Origin of the sequence: Pseudomonas sp. GL93 (genome assembly GCF_003408955.1) — a bacterium.
Lineage (GTDB): Bacteria > Pseudomonadota > Gammaproteobacteria > Pseudomonadales > Pseudomonadaceae > Aquipseudomonas > Aquipseudomonas paracarnis.
This window is the reverse complement of record NZ_NKRF01000119.1, coordinates 38,237-59,117: the sequence shown is the minus strand read 5'-3', so window position 1 is coordinate 59,117 and position 20,881 is coordinate 38,237. Positions and strand designations below refer to the sequence as shown.

16 protein-coding genes are annotated in these 20,881 nt (G+C 61.2%); 4 read left to right on the top strand and 12 right to left on the bottom strand.

Annotated features, from left to right (window positions below):
• Positions 1-122: 122 nt before the first annotated feature.
• Both CER19_RS24980 and CER19_RS24975 read right to left on the bottom strand, forming a co-directional pair.
• Complete coding sequence (locus tag CER19_RS24980) at positions 123-2,648, bottom strand: sulfite reductase flavoprotein subunit alpha (protein WP_116668358.1); 2,526 nt, start codon at positions 2,646-2,648, stop codon at positions 123-125.
• Positions 2,649-2,771: 123 nt separating this feature from the next.
• Entirely contained in the window at positions 2,772-5,060 is a 2,289-nt protein-coding gene (locus CER19_RS24975) for a TonB-dependent siderophore receptor (RefSeq protein WP_116668357.1), read from the bottom strand.
• A gap of 206 nt (positions 5,061-5,266) precedes the next feature.
• On the opposite strand from CER19_RS24975, the gene CER19_RS24970 reads away from it, so the two are divergent.
• A complete protein-coding gene (locus tag CER19_RS24970) occupies positions 5,267-5,947 on the top strand; it encodes a Fe2+-dependent dioxygenase (RefSeq protein ID WP_003188464.1) in 681 nt (226 codons plus the stop codon).
• 2 nt (positions 5,948-5,949) lie between these two features.
• A complete protein-coding gene (locus CER19_RS24965) occupies positions 5,950-6,699 on the top strand; it encodes a tetratricopeptide repeat protein (protein WP_116668356.1) in 750 nt (249 codons plus the stop codon).
• Positions 6,700-6,769: 70 nt separating this feature from the next.
• Here the strand turns inward: CER19_RS24965 and CER19_RS24960 are convergent, their stop codons facing one another.
• The 5 genes from CER19_RS24960 to CER19_RS24940 form a co-directional block, all read right to left on the bottom strand.
• On the bottom strand, positions 6,770-7,933 hold the full coding sequence (locus tag CER19_RS24960) for a type III PLP-dependent enzyme (RefSeq protein ID WP_003188470.1): 1,164 nt from the start codon (positions 7,931-7,933) through the stop codon (positions 6,770-6,772).
• Between the two features lie 444 nt (positions 7,934-8,377).
• Entirely contained in the window at positions 8,378-9,535 is a 1,158-nt protein-coding gene (locus CER19_RS24955) for a betaine/proline/choline family ABC transporter ATP-binding protein (RefSeq protein WP_003188471.1), read from the bottom strand.
• Positions 9,532-10,185: an ABC transporter permease gene (locus CER19_RS24950; protein ID WP_116668355.1), complete on the bottom strand. Its 654-nt coding sequence runs from the start codon at positions 10,183-10,185 to the stop codon at positions 9,532-9,534. Before CER19_RS24950 ends, CER19_RS24955 begins: the two co-directional genes overlap by 4 nt.
• A 12-nt stretch (positions 10,186-10,197) precedes the next feature.
• Positions 10,198-11,091: a glycine betaine ABC transporter substrate-binding protein gene (locus CER19_RS24945; RefSeq protein WP_116668354.1), complete on the bottom strand. Its 894-nt coding sequence runs from the start codon at positions 11,089-11,091 to the stop codon at positions 10,198-10,200.
• A gap of 19 nt (positions 11,092-11,110) precedes the next feature.
• Positions 11,111-11,827 carry an ABC transporter permease gene (locus CER19_RS24940; RefSeq protein ID WP_004372306.1) on the bottom strand — a complete coding sequence of 239 codons (717 nt, stop codon included), beginning with the start codon at positions 11,825-11,827 and terminating at the stop codon, positions 11,111-11,113.
• A gap of 332 nt (positions 11,828-12,159) precedes the next feature.
• Here CER19_RS24940 and CER19_RS24935 point away from each other — a divergent pair, with 332 nt between their 5' ends.
• Together CER19_RS24935 and CER19_RS24930 are read left to right on the top strand one after the other, a co-directional pair.
• Positions 12,160-13,743, top strand: coding sequence for a peptide chain release factor 3 (locus CER19_RS24935; RefSeq protein WP_003188476.1), 1,584 nt, complete (start codon positions 12,160-12,162; stop codon positions 13,741-13,743).
• Positions 13,744-13,970: 227 nt separating this feature from the next.
• Complete coding sequence (locus CER19_RS24930) at positions 13,971-14,225, top strand: hypothetical protein (protein WP_116668353.1); 255 nt, start codon at positions 13,971-13,973, stop codon at positions 14,223-14,225.
• 79 nt (positions 14,226-14,304) lie between these two features.
• Here CER19_RS24930 and CER19_RS24925 read toward each other — a convergent pair whose 3' ends face one another.
• The 5 genes from CER19_RS24925 to CER19_RS24905 all read right to left on the bottom strand — a co-directional run bounded on the left by CER19_RS24925 (position 14,305) and on the right by CER19_RS24905 (position 20,839).
• Positions 14,305-16,563, bottom strand: coding sequence for a TonB-dependent siderophore receptor (locus tag CER19_RS24925; RefSeq protein ID WP_116668352.1), 2,259 nt, complete (start codon positions 16,561-16,563; stop codon positions 14,305-14,307).
• A 393-nt stretch (positions 16,564-16,956) separates the two neighbouring features.
• Positions 16,957-17,928 carry a peptide ABC transporter ATP-binding protein gene (locus tag CER19_RS24920; protein WP_116668351.1) on the bottom strand — a complete coding sequence of 324 codons (972 nt, stop codon included), beginning with the start codon at positions 17,926-17,928 and terminating at the stop codon, positions 16,957-16,959.
• Complete coding sequence (locus CER19_RS24915) at positions 17,928-18,896, bottom strand: ABC transporter ATP-binding protein (RefSeq protein WP_003188485.1); 969 nt, start codon at positions 18,894-18,896, stop codon at positions 17,928-17,930. Before CER19_RS24915 ends, CER19_RS24920 begins: the two co-directional genes overlap by 1 nt.
• A gap of 10 nt (positions 18,897-18,906) precedes the next feature.
• On the bottom strand, positions 18,907-19,818 hold the full coding sequence (locus CER19_RS24910; RefSeq protein WP_003188486.1) for an ABC transporter permease subunit: 912 nt from the start codon (positions 19,816-19,818) through the stop codon (positions 18,907-18,909).
• A gap of 10 nt (positions 19,819-19,828) precedes the next feature.
• A complete protein-coding gene (locus tag CER19_RS24905) occupies positions 19,829-20,839 on the bottom strand; it encodes an ABC transporter permease subunit (RefSeq protein ID WP_003171721.1) in 1,011 nt (336 codons plus the stop codon).
• Between the last annotated feature and the right edge of the window lie 42 nt (positions 20,840-20,881).

Here is a 20,881-nt window from a genome sequence, read left to right as displayed (position 1 = left end):
ACGCTCTGCGTGGAAACGCATCCTGTGGCGCTCCGCGTCACGCCGTCAAGAGCGGACGCGGAGCGTCCAGGGCGGCATTCCCACGCGGAGCGTGGGAACGATCAAGGCAGGCGTTAGCAGGGTCAGTAGACATCCCGACGATAGCGGCCCTGTTCGATCAGGCGCTCCAGCGCCTCATTGCCCAAGATGTCTGCCAGTGCCTGATCCACCCCCGTCGCCATCCCTTGCAAGCTGCCACACACATAAATCGCTGCGCCGTCCGCCAGCCATTTGCGCAGCACATCCGCTGACTCGCGCAGGCGATCCTGTACGTAGACCTTCTCCTCTTGATCACGGGAAAACGCCAGGTCCAGCAGGGCCAGGTCTCCACTGGCGAGCCAGCCTTGCAGTTCGTCCTGGCACAGGTAGTCGTGGGCGATATTGCGTTCACCAAACAGCAGCCAGTTTCGCTGCTGGCCGTCGGCAATGCGTGCTTTGAGCAAGCTGCGCAGGCCGGCAAGGCCGGTGCCGTTGCCCAGCAGAATCAGCGGCACCGGCGCGTCGGGCAAATGGAAGCCGCTGTTGCGCCGCAGGCGCAGGCTGATGGCCGAGCCGAGGGCGGCATGTTCAGTCAGCCAGCCGGAGCCAAGCCCCAGGCTGCCGTCGGGGTGGCGCTCCTGGCGAACGATCAGCTCCAGTACGCCGTCGCTGGCAATCGAGGCGATGGAGTATTCGCGCATGCCCAGGGGGACCAGCGCATCCACCAATGCCTGGGCGTGCAGGCCGACCAGGTGCGTGCGGTTGTCCGGTAGTTGGCGCGTGGCCAGGGCCTGATCAAGGGTGTGGGCCACGCCGTCGATCACCACGCCGTCGCTGCCGACCAAGCCCAGTCCGGCCAGGAAGTGTTCGATGGCCCAGGGGCAATTGCGCGGCAGGACTTCCACCAGGTCGCCGGCCAGCCAGCTGTGCGCAGACGTGGATGTGAGGCCCAGCAGGTAGACGGGCGAGCCGACACTGTCGGGGTTGAGCAGAGTGCGTTGGCTCAGGGTCCAGTTTTCGTACTGGGCCGTCGGCCAGGCCGCTGCCGGAGCATGCCCGGTGAGCTGGCCCAGTTGCTGTTGCCAGGCCTGCAGCGCCAGGCTGTCGCCGCTGTCGACTTCCACCGGTGCGAACAGCGGGGTGCCGCCCTGGTTGGTCAGCCAGAAATGCAGGCGCCGGGCAAAGCCGCAAAAATGTTCGTACTGCCGGTCACCCAGGGCCAGCACCGAGTAGTTCAAGCCTTTGAGGGGCAGCGCCTGGCCGAGCACGCTGCGCTCGAACCCACGGGCGCTGTCGGGGGCTTCGCCGTCGCCAAAGGTACTGACCACGAACAGCGCGTTCTGCGATTGGCTGAGGTCGTCGCGGCTGACACTGCCCAGGGGCTGCACCTTCACCGCCAGGCCCGCAGCCTGCAGTTGCCCGGCCGTTTGCCAGGCCAGTTGTTCGGCAAAGCCGCTCTGGCTGGCGAAGCCGATCAGCCAGGCCGGAGCATCGCTGTGGTTATGTGTCAGACCTTTGCGGGCATCGCGGACCTGGCGCTTTTTGCGGCGTCGGTCGAGGTACAGCAGCCAGCCCGTGATGAAAAACAGCGGCATAAGCAGTGAGCTGACGGTGAGGACTATGCGCCCGACCAGGCCGAAATAGCTGCCGGTGTGCAGCGCATACACACTGGTCAGCAACTGCGCCTTGAGGCTTTTGCTGGCGTAGCGCTCGTGGGATTTGACCTCGCCGCTGGCCGGGTCCAGGTTGATCTGGTTCAGCGCGCGGTCATGGGGCGATGAAGTGAGCAGGTAATACACGGTGGCCGGTTGCCCGGCGACCGCGGGCATCCGAATGTTGTAGGCGCTCAAGTCGGGGCCGGCGTTGCTGTAGATGCTGCTCCAGATCGCATCGTAGTTGGCCACTGGAGCCGGGCCTGCAGGGGCTGGGCCGCGCTTGCGCATGCGCTCGTTCTGCGGCGCATCGGACAGCAGTTTGGTCACGCCACGGTTGTACCAGTCGTAGGACCAATACAGCCCGGTCAGCGCCGCCAACAGGTAAAACAGCAGGCACCAGGTGCCGAATACCGAGTGCAGGTCCCAATTGAAGCTGCGACCCTTTTTGCGCCAGTCCAGGGTCAGCCAGACACGCCAGCTTTTCACCTGGCGCGGCCAGCGCAGGTACAGGCCGGAGAGGCAGAAGAACAACAGGATCAGGGTGCAGGCGCCGGTGATATTGCGCCCGGTGTCGCCGATGGCGAGGAAGCGGTGCAGTTGCAGGATAAAACCGAACAGATCCTGGCCGACCGCGTCACCCATGTAGTCGCCGGTGTACGGGTCAAAGTAGCGCATCTGGCCACGGCGCTCGCCCGGTGGCGGGGTAAAGGACACGCGGCCTGCGTTGCCGCTGTCGCTTTCTACCCACAGCATGGCCACGGTCTTGCCTTCGGCCGCTTCCAATTTGCGTACCAGCTCGGCGGGCGGCAGTACACCGGCCTCGCGTTTCTGCACGCTCAACACGGTGGGGTTGAGCGCCCGCAGGATCTCGTCCTGAAACGAGTACGCGGCCCCGGTGACCCCCATCAAGGCCAGCACCAGCCCGGCCGTGATGCCGAAGAACCAATGCAACTGGAACAGGGTTTTCTTCAACACGTCGGAGCGCCTCGCTTAGCTGGATATCTGATCACGGCGCGCATTATGCCGTGAGTTGCCGGTAAACACGCAAAAGCCCCACGCATCCGATGTGTGGGGCTCCTGGCTGAACCTTGACCGCTTTTAGAAGTGGAAGCTGGTGGTCAACAACGCCGTACGACCGGCCGCCTGGTTGGCGAAGTGCGCCGAATAGGCTTTGTCGTAGTAGGTCTTGTCGGTCAGGTTCTGCACGTTCAATTGCAGGTCGACGTTCTTGGTCAGCTTGTAGCTGGCCATGGCGTCGTAGCGGGTGTAGGACGGCACATACACGGGGTTGCCGGCATCGCCGTAAACCTCATCGACGTAGAAGGCGCCGCCGCCGACGGTCAGCTTGGGGGTGATGTCGTAGGTGGTCCACAGGCTGAAGGAGTTCTTCGGCGTGTTGGGCATTTGGTTGCCTTTGTTGGAGCCGGCACTGACTACGCCGTTACGCCCGTTGAGGCCGGATTTGACCAACTCGCTGTCCAGGTAGGTGTACCCGGCGAACACTTGCCATTGATCGGTGAGCTTGCCGCTGGCCGACAATTCCACGCCATCGACCTGCGATTCACCCGCGTTTTCGTAGGTGAGTGCATCCACCAGAATGCGCGTGTTCTTCTTCTCGGTACGGAACACTGCAGCAGTCAGGGACAGGCGATCGTGGAACAGGTCCCACTTGGTGCCCAGCTCGTAGTTGACGGTTTCTTCTGGCTGCAAGTCGCTGCTGGCGGCACCGGCAGACAGCGGATTGCCGTCGGCGCCTTCACCTACCAGGCCACCAGCCGGTGAGGCCGAGGTCGCGTAGGAGGCGTAGATGCTGCCATTTTCCACTGGCTTCCAGACCAGGCCGGCCTGCCAGTTGAAGAACTGGCTGTCTTCCTTGATCTTGGTGCGCCCGGCGACGGCGTTGGTGTTGGCTTCGGTGTCAAAGGTGTCGTAGCGCAGGCCCACGTTCAGCAGCCATTTCGGATCGAGTTCGATGGTGTCGAATACGTACGCGGCGCGGCTGGTAGCTTTGGTGTTGGTACCGTTGTAGTTGCGCGCGATGCTGCCGTTCCAGGCGTCGTCGGGGTTCGGGTTGCTCAGTGAGGTGCACTGGCCGCCCAGGCTGCCCTTGGCCGTTGTGCAAACCGGGTTCGAGTTGGGGCTGACGGTATAGCCGCTGACACGGGTTTCTTCACCGGTGAATTCCAGGCCGGTGGAGTAGGAGTGCTTCATCCCCGCCAGTTGGAAGCTGCCGAACAGATCGGTCTGGTTGGTGGTGGTCGTCGTAGTGGACACGCGACTGTTAGCCCGACGCCACACAGTGCCGAACTGATTGACGTTGTGCTGGCTGTCATCAGGCTGCGTCAATACGTAGTCCTGGCCGGTGCTGCCATGACGCAGGGTGTTCTTCAGCGTCATGTTGTCGTTCAGGTCGTGTTCAATGGAGAACGTGCTGATATCGGCGCGGGTTTTACGGAAGTCGCGGTGTTTTAAACCGTAGAAGTTGTTGCTGTCGCCGCCGTCGGTAGGTTTGTCGTGTACATGGGCCGCACGTGCTCCGTTGGAGCTGTAGCCATACGGAATCCCCGAATCCGGCAGGTCATCACTTTCCATATGGTAGTAGCTGAGGTTGACACGGGTCGGTGTGCCCAGGCCAAACGTCAGCGACGGTGCCACGCCCCAACGGTCGTAATTCACCGCATCGCGGCCAGCCACGTTTTGTTCATGGCTCATCAGGTTCAGGCGGAATGCCGCGCTGTCGTCGAGGAACTGGCGGTTTACGTCGAGCACGTAGCGGCGGGTCTGATCGGAACCGTAGGTAAAGCCGCCGTTGGTGAAGTCCCGCGCTTGCGGGGTCTTGCTCACCAGGTTGAGGCTGCCACCGGCCGAGCCACGGCCGCCGAATGAAGAGTTCGGGCCTTTGCTGACTTCGATGGACTCGATGTCGAAGATCTCGCGGCTCTGGCCACCGGTATCGCGCGCGCCATCGAGGTAGGTATCGCCCTGGGCGTCGAAACCACGGATGAACGGACGGTCGCCCTGAGGGTTGCCACCTTCACCGGCGCCGAAGGTGATACCCGGTACGGTGCGCAAGGCATCCTGCAACGAGGTGGCGGCGGTGTCCTTGAGTACTTGTTGCGGCACCACAGTGACCGAACGCGGCGTGTCCACCAGCGGCGCGGTGTACTTCTGCGACGAGGCTTTTTCCACCTGGTAGGAGGTGTTGTCCTGTTCTTGGCCGGTGATGTTGGTGGCGCCGAGGGGGATAGGGTTGCGCTCGCCTTTTGACTCGGTATTTTCAGCGGCCTGTGCCAGGTGGGCGGCGGAGCCGGCACTCAGGGCAACGCCAATGGCGGAGGCCAGCATGCGTGGCGAACGGGCCGGTATTTTTAGAATAGTGCGCGACATGACGTGTCCCTTCCCCAAGGATGTGAGGCCGCGGAATATAGGGCCAACAAGACTTTGTATCAATTGCGAGATATTGCTATTCGCATCAAATTTACATTCTTTACACTTTTTTGTTACGGATTTTGCGCTCTCGTTCGTCCCTGCGTTTTACAGAGAGGATAAGAATCAATACCATTGACGCCTCTCTGATCGCAGGTATTGCCCCCATGTTGCTGCACATTCCCGGCCTGTTCTCTCGCGAGGAGGTGCTGCGCATTCGCCAGGCCCTGGAAGAGACCGAATGGGCTGACGGCAAAATCACCGCCGGGCACCAGTCGGCCAAGGCCAAGCACAACCTGCAATTACCCGAAGGCCACCCCCTGGCCAAGGAAATCGGCGCGGCGATGCTGGAACGGTTGTGGAGCAACCCGCTGTTCATGTCGGCCGCGCTGCCGCATAAAGTCTTCCCGCCACTGCTCAACTGCTACACCGCTGGCGGCAGTTTCGACTTTCATATCGACAACGCGGTGCGCCAACCCAAAGGCAGCCATGAGCGCGTGCGCACCGACCTTTCGTCCACGTTGTTCTTCAGCGACCCCGACGACTACGACGGTGGGGAGCTGGAGATCCAGGACACGTTCGGCCTGCAGCGGGTCAAGCTACCCGCCGGCGACATGGTGCTGTACCCCGGCTCCAGCCTGCACAAGGTCAACGCGGTGACCCGTGGCGCGCGCTATGCCTCGTTCTTCTGGACCCAAAGCCTGGTGCGCGAAGACAGCCAACGCACCTTGCTGTTCGAAATGGACGGCGCGATCCAGCAACTGACCCGCGACGTGCCCGACCACCCTGCGCTGATCCAGCTCACCGGCACCTACCACAACCTGTTGCGCCGCTGGGTTGAGGTCTGAGCATGGGTTTTTTATTGCGCCGCGAAGAAGTGCTCAACGTCGAACAATTGCAGAGCATGCTCGATGACTCCCCGGTGCGCGCCGCCCAGGCCATCCTGATCGCCGCCAAGGCAGGGGTGGTCGATGCCCAGGCCCTGCTCGGTCAAATCTTGCTGCAAGGGCGTGGCATCGCACGTGATGAGGCCCTGGCACTGCGCTGGTTCCAGATTGCCGCGCAGGGCGGGCACCTGATGGCGCGCAATATGATCGGGCGTTGCCGGGAGCATGGCTGGGGCTGCGCTGTCGATGAAGCCGCCGCAGCGCGGGAATATCGCCTGGCGGCACACGCCGGGTTGGATTGGGGGCAGTACAACTACGCCAACCTCTTGGCTACCGGCCGTGGCGTTATTGAAGACCAGGCGCAAGCACTGGCGCTGTATCGCCAGGCCGCCGAGCAGGGCCACGCCAAGTCGATGAACCTGCTCGGGCGTTACCTGGAAGACGGGCAGCATTGCCCCAGGGACCTTGAGGCGGCTGTCGAGTGGTATCGCCGTTCAGCCCAAGCTGGGGATTTCCGCGGGCAGTTCAGCCATGCGGCGGTGCTGGCCGACAGCGGCCAGATCGACGCGGCGCTGGAGTGGTTGCACAAGGCGCTGGAGGGCGGGAATCTCAAGTTTCTGCGAACGGCGCACAAGGCGCTGGCGCAGGCGGATGATCCGCGAATTCGCGCCATGGCTGAGGCCTATCAACAACGAGCCGCGGCCTTTTCCTGAGCCATAAAAAAACCCATGACAAGTCATGGGCTTCTTCTTGCAGCTTGTCGCTTAAAACATACCGCTGCTCTTAAACATAAAACGACTTCAACGGCGGGAACCCGTTGAACTCAACCGCGCTGTAGCTGGTGGTGTAGGCACCGGTAGACAACCAGTACAGACGATCACCAATGGCCAGGTTCAGAGGCAGGCCGTACTTGTAGTTTTCGTACATGATGTCGGCGCTGTCGCAGGTCGGGCCGGCGATGACCACTTCTTCCATCTCGCCTTTTTTCTCGGTCCAGATCGGGAACTTGATGGCTTCGTCCATGGTTTCGATCAGGCCGGAGAACTTGCCCACATCCGTGTACACCCAGCGCTCGACGGCGGTACGGGACTTGCGCGCTACCAGCACCACTTCGCTGACCAGGATGCCGGCGTTGGCGATCAGCGAACGGCCAGGTTCCAGGATGATTTCCGGCAGGTCGTCACCGAAGTCTTCCTTGAGGAAACGGATGATTTCTTCGGCGTAGGTTTCCAGGCTGTTGGTGCGGGTGATGTAGTTGGCCGGGAAGCCGCCGCCCATGTTGATCAGCTTCAGCTCGATGCCGTCTTCTTCCTTCAGGCGCTCGAAGATCACTTTGACCTTGGCGATCGCCGCGTCCCATACGCTGATGTCGCGCTGTTGCGAACCGACGTGGAACGAGATGCCGTAAGGCACCAGGCCCAGGTCGCGGGCGAGGATCAGCAGGTCCATGGCCATGTCGGTCTGGCAGCCGAATTTGCGCGACAACGGCCAGTCGGCAGTGGTCGAGCCTTCGGTGAGGATACGCACATACACTTTCGAACCCGGCGCGGCCTTGGCGATGTTGCGCAGGTCGGCTTCGGAGTCGGTGGAGAACAGGCGCACGCCCTTCTCGTAAAAGTAGCGGATGTCCTTGGATTTCTTGATGGTGTTGCCGTAGCTGATACGGTCGGCGCTGACGCCGCGGTCCATGACCTTGTCCAGCTCGTAGATCGAGGCGATGTCGAAGCTCGAACCCTTGTCTTTCAACAGGTCGATGATCTCCACGGCCGGGTTGGCCTTGACGGCGTAATACACCTTGGCGAATTCGAAACCGGCGCGCAGGTCATCGTAGGCCTGGCTGATCATCGCGGTGTCGATCACCACGAATGGGGTTTCTTGCTTGTCGGCGAACGCCTTCATTTTGTCAAAAGTGGCGCGCGCGAAATAATCTTCGACGTTGATCGACATGCTGGGAACTCCTAAGGGCAAACTGAAATTAGCAATGGGTGCAAATGAACGTCCTCCGTATCCCCACTTTGGTTCGCCTACTTCCCAAGGCATGTCGCCGAAAGCAAAAAGGCCACGGGGTAAGCTGCCCTTGGCCTTGCTGTCTCGTCGTCAGTACTTGAGCCGGATGGATCGTTTCCAGCATGGACGTTCGGCGCGAACTTTAGGGCTTGGCGGGCGTGGGATCAACTAAAAATGTCGCGTTTTTGCACGCGTTCGTCGCGCGGCCGCGTGCAGCTACTTATGTAACCGACCGGTGTGACGGATTGATGTTCCCCGGATGGGGCTAATCAGATGGATTTGCGGTGTATTCATCGCAGGCAAGCCAGCTCCCACATTTGAACTGCATTCTTATGCTGGAATGCATTCCCCTGTGGGAGCTGGCTCGCCTGCGATAGCGATCTATCAGGCCAAAGCAGTTTCGGCCGGAGATACAATACTGGTCTTGCCTCCACGGGACTTACCGGAGCTCAGGTATTCGGCAATCGATTCCTGAGTCACTTCCCCAAGGAACACCCGCTCCGCATCCATCACCGGCAGCCACGAGCGGTTGAACTCGTACATGCGCGACAGCAGGATGCGCAAATGCTCGTCATACGCCGCCGTGGCGTTGAACTCGCGCAGGTACTGGCCGCAGGTGCCGGCCTGGCGATGCAGGTCGCGACGACGTACATAACCCAGCGCCTTGTTCTCGGCGCAGGTGACCACCACATAGCGGCGGTCGTGCTCGTCCATCAGCTCCAGGGCATCGGCCACGGGGGTTTCCGGGCTCACCGACGGGGCGTTGTCCGCTGCGTCTTCGGCTTTCACCAGCAGCAGGCGCTTGAGGGTGCTGTCCTGGCCCACGAAGTTGCTGACGAACTCGTCGGCCGGGTGCGCCAGCAGCGTGTCCGGGTGGTCGATCTGCAGCAGTTTACCGGCGCGGAAGATGGCGATCTTGTCACCTAGCTTGATGGCTTCGTCGATGTCGTGGCTGACCATGATCACGGTCTTGTTCAGCGCGCGCTGCATCTCGAAGAACTCGTTCTGGATCATCTCGCGGTTGATCGGGTCGACCGCGCCGAACGGCTCATCCATCAGCAGCAACGGCGCGTCGGCCGCCAGGGCACGGATCACACCGATGCGCTGTTGCTGCCCACCCGACAATTCACGCGGGTAGCGATGCAGGTACTGCTTGGGCTCCAGCTTGATCATGCTCATCAACTCGCGGGCGCGGTCATGGCATTTTTGCTTGTCCCAGCCGAGCAGCTTGGGCACCACTACGATGTTCTCTTCGATGGTCATGTTGGGGAACAGGCCGATCTGCTGGATCACGTAGCCGATGTTGCGACGCAGGGTCACCTCGTCAAGGTCGGTGGTGTCTTCGCCGTTGATCAGGATCTTGCCCGAGGTGGGTTTGATCAGGCGATTGATCATCTTCAGCGTGGTGCTCTTGCCGCAGCCCGAGGGCCCCAGGAATACGCAAATCTCGCCTTCGTTGACGGTCAGGCTTACATCGTTGACGGCGGTGACGGTCTTGCCGTTGCTTTGAAAAGTCTTGGACAGGTTTTGAAGTTCGATCATTTGAGCAATCCTTTTGGAGTCAGCGAGCGTTGCAGCCATTGCAGAAGCAGGTCGGCGAAGATGGCCAGGAGACTGACCAGCACGGCGCCGACGATCAGCATCGACATGTCGCTGCGGCTGATGGAAGCCAGAATAAGTACACCCAGGCCACCGGCACCGATGGTGGCGGCGATGGTCATTACACCGATATTCATCACCACGGCGGTGCGCACGCCAGCGAGAATCACCGGCACGGCAATCGGCAGTTCGACCATGCGCAGGCGCTGGCCGAAGGTCATGCCGATGCCACGTGCGGCTTCGCGAATGCCTGGCTCTACGCCGGTCAGCGCAAGATAGGGGTTACGCATGATCGGCAGCAGGGAGTAGAGGAACACGGCGGTGATCGCCGGCATTGGCCCCAGGCCCTGACCGAACTTGGAGTAGAACGGCAGCAGCAGGCCGAACAGCGCAATGGAGGGCACGGTCAGCAACACTGTGGCGCTGGCTTGCAAGGGGCCTGCGAGGGTCGGGAAGCGTGTCATCAGAATGCCCAGGGGCACGCCAATAAAAATCGCCAGGATCACGGCGATGCCGACCAGGGTGATGTGCTGCCAGGTCAAGTGCAGGACTTGGGCCCAATCAAGATGGGAAAAGGCGTTCAAAAATTCCATGTCTTCTCCTTTTTAGTTGATTGGATGTTGGCGCAGGAAATCGGCGGCAACGGCGGAGGGGCTTTCATGGTCGACGTCGACCCGTGCATTGAGCTGACGCATGGTTTCATCGTCGAACAGGTTGGCCAAAGGCTTGAGTTCGGCGGCCAGCTGCGGGTGCTGGTCGAGGTATTGCTGGCGGATCACCGGGGCTGCGGTGTAGTCGGGGAAGTAGTGTTTGTCGTCTGCCAGAAGCTTCAATTTAAAGGCATTGAGACGACCGTCAGTGGTGTAGACCAAACCGGCGAACACCTGGCCGTTACGCAGCGCGGTGTAGACCAGGCCTGCGTCCATCTGCCGGGTGTTTTTGCGCGTCAGGTTCATGTCGTACAGCTTGACCATGCCGGCCAGGCCATCGGAGCGGTTGGCGAACTCGGTGTCCAGGGCGACCAGGCGGTGTTCCTTGGTGTCTTCGGCCATGGCTTTGGTGAGGTCGCTGATGCTGTTGATCTCGGGATGTTCCTGGGCGACTTTCTCCGGCAGTGCCAGGGCATAGGTGTTGCTGAAGCGCGACGGCGATAGCCAAACCAGGCCTTTTTTCGCATCGAGTTCTTTGACCCGAGCGTAGGACTGCTCGCTGTCGAGTTTCTCGTCGATATGGTTGTAGGCCACCAGGGACACGCCGGTGTATTCCCAGATCAGATCCAATTGCCCACTTTCCTGGGCACTGCGTGCCAGGTTGCTGCCCAGGCCGCCGGTCACACGGGCGTCGTAGCCCTTGGTGCGCAGGTATTGGGAGGTGATTTCGGCGAGCAGGGTCTGCTCGGTGAACACCCGGGCGCCGATGCGGATCACGGGTTTTTCGGCGGCTTGCGCAATACCTGCAAGCAGCAGGACGCAGCCTAATATCAAGCTCAGTTTTTTCATGTGAATTCCTTTACCGGGCTTAAGACGGGCGTAACCCGCGTTCCAGCCAGAGGCGGCTGGCCATGGTCACCAGGCCATCAAGCAGCAATGCCAGCAGCGCGGTGCAGGCGGCGCCGAGCAACAGTTGCGGCTGGTTGTTCAGGGCGATGCCGGGGAAGATCAGGCTGCCGAGGCTGTTGGCGCCAATCAGGAAGGCCAGCGGTGCGGTACCGACGTTGATCGCCAGGGCCACGCGCACGCCACCGATGATGATCGGCACGGCGTTGGGCAGTTCCACACGAAACAGCACCTGGCGTGGGGTCATGCCGATGCCGGTGGCAGCTTCTTTCAGGGAGCCCTGAACGTTTTTCAGGCCCTCGTAGGTGTTGCGCACAATGGGCAGGAGCGAGGCGAGGAACAGCGCGAAGATGGCCGGGCCGCTGCCGATGCCGAGGACGCCGAGGGCGATGGCCAGTACGGCCAGGGGAGGGACGGTGTTGCCGATGTTGAAGATCTGCATGAAACGTTCTGCGCGCCCGACCATGTTGGGTCGACTGAGCAGGATACCGGCGGGGATGCCCACAATCAGGGCTGCCAGCATGGAGACTAGGACGAGAATCAGATGAGCTTGCAGGTAAAACAACAAATCGTCGCGGTACAGTTCGATCGTGTTGATGCCGATCCAGTGGACCAGCAGGGCCAGGAGCGCGACGACAACCGCGCCTCCTATCAGCCCTTTGCCATAGCGAATAGCCACAGGCGGACTCCTTTTTTTCTTTTGTCGGCGAACACATTCTCCGGCGGCAATGCCATTCCTGGCTGTCGGCGAATAGGTTCGCGAAAAGCGGCTCGCCGATACTGGCAATGCAGTATGCGATCAAGCCATGAGCGCAGCCTCGTCAGGCTAACTTGCTGATATTTCAGCCCCTGTTCCGAGTGCGGTAGCAGGGGAGTGGACGTCTCGACCTTTTAAAAGGTTCCACACTTGGGCGCATTTAGCCACCCCCAATGGGCTCAACGGTGGTCCGTACCCTCGCGTTTGCGCTATACTCGCCGCCCTTTTTTGACTCACCTGCCAGGCGATTTCCCATGACCCACCAGGCCGCCGAAGTCGCGAAACGCCGCACTTTCGCCATTATTTCCCACCCCGATGCCGGTAAAACCACCATCACCGAAAAGCTGTTGCTGATGGGCAAGGCGATCGCGGTAGCCGGCACGGTGAAATCGCGCAAATCCGACCGCCATGCCACCTCCGACTGGATGGAAATGGAAAAACAACGGGGTATTTCCATTACCACGTCGGTCATGCAGTTCCCGTATCGCGAGCACATGATCAACCTGCTCGATACCCCGGGGCACGAAGACTTCTCCGAAGATACCTACCGTACTCTCACCGCGGTGGACTCGGCGCTGATGGTCCTCGACGGCGGTAAAGGCGTCGAACCACGCACCATCGCGCTGATGGACGTGTGCCGTCTGCGTGACACGCCGATTGTCAGTTTCATCAACAAACTCGACCGCGATATCCGCGACCCCATCGAGCTGCTGGATGAAATCGAAGCCGTCCTGAAGATCAAGGCCGCGCCGATCACCTGGCCGATTGGTTGCTACCGCGACTTCAAGGGCGTGTACCACCTGGCCGACGATTACATCATTGTCTACACCGCTGGCCACGGTCATGAACGCACCGAAACCAAGATCATCGAGAAGCTCGACTCCGACGAAGCCCGTGCCCACCTGGGCGACGAGTACGATCGTTTCGTCGACCAGCTGGAACTGGTGCAGGGCGCCTGCCATGAGTTCAACCAGCAGGAATTCCTCGACGGTCAACTGACGCCGGTGTTCTTCGGTACCGCGCTCGGCAACTTCGGTGTCGACCACGTGCTCGACGCCGTCGTGGACTGGGCGCCAAAACCCCTGGCCCGCGTCGCCAACGAGCGCACCGTGGAACCGGTGGAAGAGAAATTCACCGGCTTCGTGTTCAAGATCCAGGCGAACATGGACCCGAAACACCGCGACCGTATCGCCTTTATGCGCATCTGCTCCGGCAAGTACGAAAAAGGCATGAAGATGCGCCACGTGCGCACCGGCAAGGACGTACGCATCGGCGACGCCCTGACGTTCTTCTCCTCCGAGCGTGAACAGCTGGAAGAGGCGTTTGCAGGCGACATCATCGGCCTGCACAACCATGGCACCATCCAGATCGGCGACACCTTCACCGAAGGCGAAGCCCTGGGCTTCACCGGCATCCCGCACTTCGCCCCGGAACTGTTCCGCCGCGTGCGCCTGCGTGACCCGCTCAAGTCCAAGCAACTGCGCCAAGGCTTGCAGCAATTGGCCGAAGAGGGCGCCACCCAGGTGTTCTTCCCCGAGCGCAGCAACGACATCATCCTCGGCGCCGTGGGTGTGCTGCAGTTCGACGTGGTCGCCAGCCGCCTGAAAGAGGAATACAAGGTGGAGTGCTCCTACGAGCCGATCACCGTGTATTCGGCGCGTTGGATTGATTGCAGCGATAAGAAGAAGTTGGAAGAGTTCTCCAACAAGGCCGTGGAAAACCTGGCGATCGACGGCGGTGGTCACCTGACCTACCTGGCACCGACGCGGGTGAACCTGGCGCTGATGGAAGAGCGCTGGCCGGATGTGAAATTCCGCGCGACGCGCGAACATCACTAAGGTCTGAGCGGTTCATAGAATGTGGGAGGGGGCTTGGCCCCCGATAGCGGTGTGTCAGCCAATGTATTGGGCTCTGATACTCCGCAATCGGGGGCAAGCCCCCTCCCACATTTTGATCTCCAAAAGGCTGGAGATTGGCGGTAATCCGGCATCGCGACTAGCGTAAACGCTGGTGGCAGTTAATGACTGCCGTGCGGGGCCCATTTACTGACTGGACGGAATCGACCATGAGTATTGTTCAACGCGTAGTGCTGTTGATGAAGGTGCTGGTGCTGTTGTCGTTGGGGATGTCGACGGCCTGGGCGCATAACCCGGTGCAGAGCGCCGCGGTGGCGACGAGTGGCCAGGCTGCGGACTTGCAGTTGGCCAAGTCCGAAGCGGAGCCAGGCGATAAAGGCCAGGGTGGCAGCGAAGACGATGACGACTCGACCACCGACGAGCCTGACAGCGACGACGCAGAAGAAGGCGATAGCCAGACCTAGGCTCGCCAAGGGAAAGCGTTTCAAACAATCGATGCCTTGGATGGGACCTCCAAGGCATTTTTATTGGCCGCCCTTTTCTTCAGAACGAAGTGGTCACCGACGCGAAGTAAGCACGGCCCGGCTCATTGTAAGTCTGCGCGCCCGCATCCTCGGCATTGCCTTTGCGCGACAGGCGCTTGTCCAGCAGGTTGTTGATACCGACACGCACGCTCAAGTTTTTGCTGAACTCATAACCACTGCTCAGGCCCATCAACCCGTACGGGTCGACATCCTGCTGGGCGCTGCGGTCATAGCTGTTGGCGCTGCGTGAGTTGAGCGTCGGCGCCTCCTGCTTACCGTAATAGGTGCCGCTGACCTGGAAGGACAGCTTGTCCGTAGCTTGCCAGTCCAGCGTGGTGTTGACGGTGTACTTGGGGATGATGCTCAACGGCTCGCCGGTGTCTTTGTCCTTGGAGTCAATCATGTAGGTCAGGTTGGTGTTCAAGTCCAGATCATCGCGCAGGCTGACGAACAGGTTGCCTTCAACCCCCTGGACCAGGGCGGGGCCGCTGTTTTCCCACTCCAGCACGCGGCGGCCGTTGCCCAGGCGGAACGCCGCCTCGTTACTGGCGTTGATCTTGTTCTTGTAGTCATTACGGAAGTACGTCGCACTGGTGCGCCAGGTGCCCTTGTCGAAGGCCAGGCCGATTTCCTTGTTGACGCTGATTTCCGGCTTCAGGTCCCGGTTGCCCACCAGGTAGCAACCGCCCATGTTGGCTTCGCTGGCGTTGCAGCCATTGCCACGGCTGTACAGCAAATAGTTCGGGTTGGACTGGTACAGGTTCGGGGTTTTGTAGGCGCGGGCGATGCCGCCCTTGATGCTCAGTTCATCGGTCAACTGGTGCGAGGCGTTGAAGCTGGGGCTCCAGTTGCCGCCGTATTCCTCATGATCGTCGAAGCGCAAGCCAGGCGTGATCACGGTCTTGCTGCCCAACTCGATGTTGTCCTCGGCAAACAAGGCGTAGCTTGAGGCGGTGGTCTTGGTGCTGTTGCGGCTGACGCCCGGAATGGCGGGGACGCCGCCGGTGCCTGGGTCATAGCTTTGCGGGCGCAACGAGCCTGGGTCGTTCATCGACTCGTAGAGGTATTCGCTGCCCAGGGTCAGCACCTGCTCGGCACCGACGCTCAGGGGCAGGTTGACCTCGGCCGTGGCCCGGGTGTTGCGCAAGCGCGACTCGAAACGGCCCGCGCTGGCCGAAGGTGCGCCCTCGCCGGAACCGGCCAGGCCTTCGTTGATACGTTCGTTGCGGGTCAGGTCGTGGGTTAACGAGGCCAGGGTCGACCCCCAGTCGAATTCGCCGCGATGAGTGGCAGAAAAGCTGCTGCGTTGAATCACACTGGTTTCTTTGCCCACCAGGCTTTCAACGAAAGCACCACCGCCGTTGAGCATGGTGTCACCGGCGAAAATATTGCCCTGGCGGCTGTAGCTGGCCTCCAAGTCGAGGGTTTGCTCAGGGGTGAACTGCCAGCTCAGCAAGCCGTTCACGTCTTTATTGCGCACGCCTTCACGGCCGGCTACCAGCGAGTCTGGGGTCGCCTGCGCTGAGCGGTTGATGTCGGCGTCATCGGCATCGGTCTTGTTCAGGCCGCCATAGACGCGGAACGCCAGGGTGTCGGTCAACGGGCCGCTGAGGTTGAAGTTGGTGCGCTTGCTCGCGCCTTCGGCATCGTTTTCGGGGAAGGCGGTATAGGCGGTCAGCGAGCCGTGCAGTTGGTCGGTGGGGCGTTTGGTGATGATGTTGATCACCCCGCCCATGGCGCCGGAGCCATAGCGGGCGGCGGCCGGGCCGCGCAGGATTTCAATGCGTTCGACTTCTTCGGCCGGTACCCAGTTGGTTTCGCCACGGGTATCACGGTCACCACTCCAGCCATAACGCACCGAGTTGCGGGAGGTGGACGGCTTGCCATCGATCAGGATCAGGGTGTTTTCCGGGCCCATGCCGCGCAGGTCGATCTGGCGGTTGTTGCCACGGCTGCCGCTGGAACTGTTGCCAGTCAGGTTCACACCCGGCTCGCGGCGGATGATCTCCGACAGGTCGTTGGTGGGTGGACGTTTCTTGATGTCTTCGGCGGTGATGATCGATACGCCGGGCGCCTGCTTGAGTTCTTCGGCGGCGGTGCCCAGTACACGCGTTTCGCCCAGCACCAGGGCTTGGGGCGTGCCATCCACAGGCAGGTCTGTCGCTTGGATCGGCACTTTGTCGCGTTCTTTTTCCACACTCTGCGCCAGCAGCGCGGGGGACGAAAGGGTAGCGATAAACGCTAGCGAGAGATGGCTGAGCCTGAATTGAGACGACATGTCCACAAAGTCCTTTAGGGGGGGCGATTGAACGAGAGGCGTCTGAATGGTTTTCGTGCAGCCAGCGCTCTCCGTGCGCCGTAATGGTATTGATTCTCAAACAGAAGTAAATTGCATTTACAATCTATACACTTTTCAAAACGGTCTGGCTCAATATTTTCAGGGCTTTTGGCATGGGTTCAAACGGTATGTTTTTTGTTACAGCCGCGCAAAAAAAAGCCCCTCCGGCCAGACTGATGCGCAATCTGGCGGGAAGGGCGATGGAACTCGATATCACGCATTACCCCTGTGGGAGCGGGCTTGCTCGCGAAGACGGTGGGTCAGCAACCCATCTGTAGCTGAACCCACGCATTCGCGAGCAAGCCCGCTCCCACAGAGGGAAACAATGTTGCTTCAGGCCACGAATTGCTCCGCGTAGTGGCAAGCCACCTGCCGGTTATCCAGCGGCCGCAACAGCGGCTCCTCAGTGCTGCAACGCGCCGTCGCATACGGGCAGCGCTTGTGGAAGGCGCAGCCAGGCGGCGGGTTCAGTGGGTTGGGCAGTTCGCCGACGATCTTGATCTTCGGCTTGCTCGGGTCCGGGTGAATGGTCGGGGTGGCCGACAGCAGCGCCTGGGTGTAAGGGTGCAAAGGACGGGCGTAGATGTCTGCCTTGGGGCCCACCTCAACCGGGCGGCCGAGGTACATCACCATCACATCGTCTGCCACGTGCTGCACCACCGCCAGGTTGTGGGAAATGAACACGTAGGCAGTGTTGAATTCCTGCTGCAAATCCATGAACAGGTTGAGCACCTGGGCCTGGATCGACACGTCCAGCGCCGAGGTCGGTTCATCCGCCACCAGCACTTTGGGTTGCAGCATCATCGCCCGAGCCAGCGCGATGCGCTGGCGTTGGCCGCCGGAGAACATGTGCGGGTAGCGCTGGTAATGCTCAGGGCGCAGGCCCACTTGCTTCATCATTGCCTGCACTTTCTCGCGGCGCTCAGCGGCCGACAGGTTGGTGTTGATCAGCAACGGCTCCGCCAGTTGATCGCCGACTTTCTGGCGTGGGTTCAACGAGGCGTAGGGGCTCTGGAACACCATCTGCACGTCTTTGCGCAATTGCTTGCGCTGGGCCTTGTCGGCGCCGGCCACTTCCTGCCCGGCGATTTTCAACGAGCCCGACGAGGGCTCTTCAATCAGCGTCAGGGCGCGGGCCAGGGTGGATTTGCCACAGCCCGACTCGCCCACTACGGCGAGGGTCTTGCCAGCTTCCAGTTCAAAGGACACGCCATTGAGGGCACGCACGGTGGCGTGGCCCTTGAACAGGCCACGGGACACTTCGTAGTGACGGGTGAGGTCGCGGGCGGTAAGTACGACGGCCATTACGCCACCTCCTGGTTCAGCGGGTAGAAGCAGCGGGCAAGGCTGTTGCTTTTCGGATCAAGGCCCGGCCGCTGGGCGCGGCAGGCGTCCTGCACATACGGGCAGCGCGGCGACAGCAGGCAACCCTGCGGACGGTCATACCGGCCCGGAACGATACCTGGCAGGGTGGCCAGGCGCGTAGCACCAAGGCTGTGCTCGGGAATCGCCTTGAGCAACGCTTCGCTGTACGGGTGTGCCGGAATGTCGAACAACTGTGGCACCTGGCCGACTTCCACCGCTTGGCCGGCGTACATCACGCACACGCGCTGGGCGGTTTCAGCCACTACCGCGAGGTCGTGAGTGATCAGCACCAGGCCCATGTTCTGTTCTTTTTGCAGGGCCAGCAGCAGCTCCATGATCTGCGCCTGGATGGTCACGTCCAACGCAGTGGTCGGTTCATCGGCGATCAGCAGCTTGGGCTCGCCGGCAATCGCCATGGCGATTGCCACGCGTTGGCTCATACCGCCGGACAATTGGTGCGGGTAGGCATCCATACGGCTGGCAGCGCCTGGGATCTCGACCTTTTCCAGCAGCTCGATGGCGCGTTTGCGCGCTTGTTTGCCGGACATTTTCAGATGCAGGCGCAGCACTTCTTCGATCTGGAAACCCACGGTGTAGCTGGGGTTCAACGCGGTCATCGGGTCCTGGAACACCATCGCCAGGTCTTTGCCGACGATCTGGCGGCGCTGGCGGTTGCTCAGCTTGAGCATGTCTTTGCCGTCGAAGTTCAGCGCATCGGCGGTCACGATACCGGGATGCTCGATCAGGCCCATCAGCGCCATCATGGTCACGGATTTACCCGAGCCCGACTCGCCAACGATTGCCAGTACTTCGCCCTTGTCGACGGAAATGTCGAGGCCATCGACCACCGGCACGGCGGTCTTGTCGCCGAAGCGCACGTTGAGATTCTTGATTTCTAACAGTGACATGGGAATCTCCTCAGGCGGCGTTCTTGAGTTTCGGGTCCAGCGCATCGCGCAGGCCGTCACCCATCAAGTTGATTGCCAGCACGCTGAGCAAAATGGTCAAGCCAGGCAGGCTCACGACCCACCAGGCGCGTTCGATGTAGTCGCGGGCCGATGCCAGCATGGTGCCCCACTCAGGGGTTGGCGGTTGTACGCCAAGGCCAAGGAAGCCCAGGGCCGCGGCATCGAGAATCGCCGAGGAAAAGCTCAAGGTTGCCTGTACGATCAGCGGTGCCATGCAGTTAGGCAGCACGGTGATGAACATCAGGCGTGGCAGGCCGGCACCGGCGAGGCGGGCGGCGGTCACGTAGTCGCGGTTCAGTTCGCCCATCACGGCGGCTCGCGTCAGGCGCACATAAGACGGCAGCGACACGATGGCGATGGCGATCACGGTGTTGATCAGGCCAGGGCCGAGGATGGCGACAATCGCCACGGCCAGCAGCAGCGATGGCAGGGCCAGCATGATGTCCATCAGGCGCATGATGGTCGGGCCGAGCAAGCGCGGGAAGAACCCGGCGAACAGCCCCAGCAGGATGCCTGGGATCAGCGACATCACCACCGACGACAAGCCGATCAGCAGCGACAGGCGCGAGCCCTGGATCAGGCGCGAGAGCAAGTCACGGCCCAGTTCGTCGGTGCCCAGCAGGAACTGCATCTGCCCGCCTTCCAGCCACGCCGGCGGGGTCAGCAGGAAGTCGCGGTATTGCTCGCTGGGGTTATGCGGTGCAACCCACGGGGCGAAGATCGCGCAGAACACGATCAGCAACATGAACAACAGGCCGGCAACCGCGCCTTTGTTCTTGGAGAAGGCTTGCCAGAATTCTTTGTACGGGGACGGGTACAGCAGGCTCTGATCGACTGCTGACACTTGAGTAGGTGTGGTCATGGTCATGATCTCAGCGCTGGTGACGGATGCGTGGGTTGGCGAAGCCGTAGAGGATATCCACCACGAAGTTCACCAGGATCACCAGGCAGGCGATCAGCAGAATGCCGTTTTGCACCACCGGGTAGTCCCGCGCGCCAATGGCTTCGATCAGCCATTTGCCGATGCCGGGCCACGAGAAGATGGTTTCGGTCAGTACCGCACCGGCCAGCAGCGTGCCGACTTGCAGGCCGACCACGGTGAGCACCGGGATCAGCGCGTTACGCAGGCCGTGCACGAACACCACGCGGGCCGGCGACAGGCCCTTGGCCTTGGCGGTGCGGATGTAGTCTTCACGCAGTACTTCAAGCATTGAGGAGCGGGTCATCCGTGCGATTACCGCCAGCGGGATGGTACCCAGCACGATAGCTGGCAGGATCAGGTGGTGCAACGCATCCCAGAACGCGTCCGGCTCGTCAGCCAGCAGGGTGTCGATCAGCATGAAGCCGGTGCGCGGCTCGATGTCATACAGCAGGTCGATACGCCCGGAGACCGGGGTCCAGCCCAGGCTTACCGAGAAGAACATGATCAGGATCAGGCCCCACCAGAAGATCGGCATCGAATAGCCCGCGAGGGAGATGCCCATCACCCCATGGTCGAACAGGGATCCTCGCTTGAGTGCCGCGATCACCCCGGCCAGCAGGCCCAGGATACCGGCGAACAACAGCGCGGCCATGGACAGCTCCAGGGTCGCGGGGAAGAGGGCGGTGAACTCGGTCCACACGCTGGTGCGGGTGCGCAGTGATTCGCCAAGGTCGCCCTGGGCGAGCTTGCCGACATAGTCCAGGTATTGCGCATACAGCGGCTTGTTAAGGCCAAGGCGCTCCATTGCCTGTGCGTGCATTTCGGGGTCAACCCGTCGCTCGCCCATCATGACTTCTACGGGGTCGCCTGGAATCATGCGAATCAACGCAAAGGTCAGCAACGTGATGCCGAAGAACGTGGGGATCAATAACCCCAGTCGGCGGGCAATAAAACTAAACATCTTGGTGTGTACCTCAATCAGCCGGTTAGGCAGGTCCGGCAC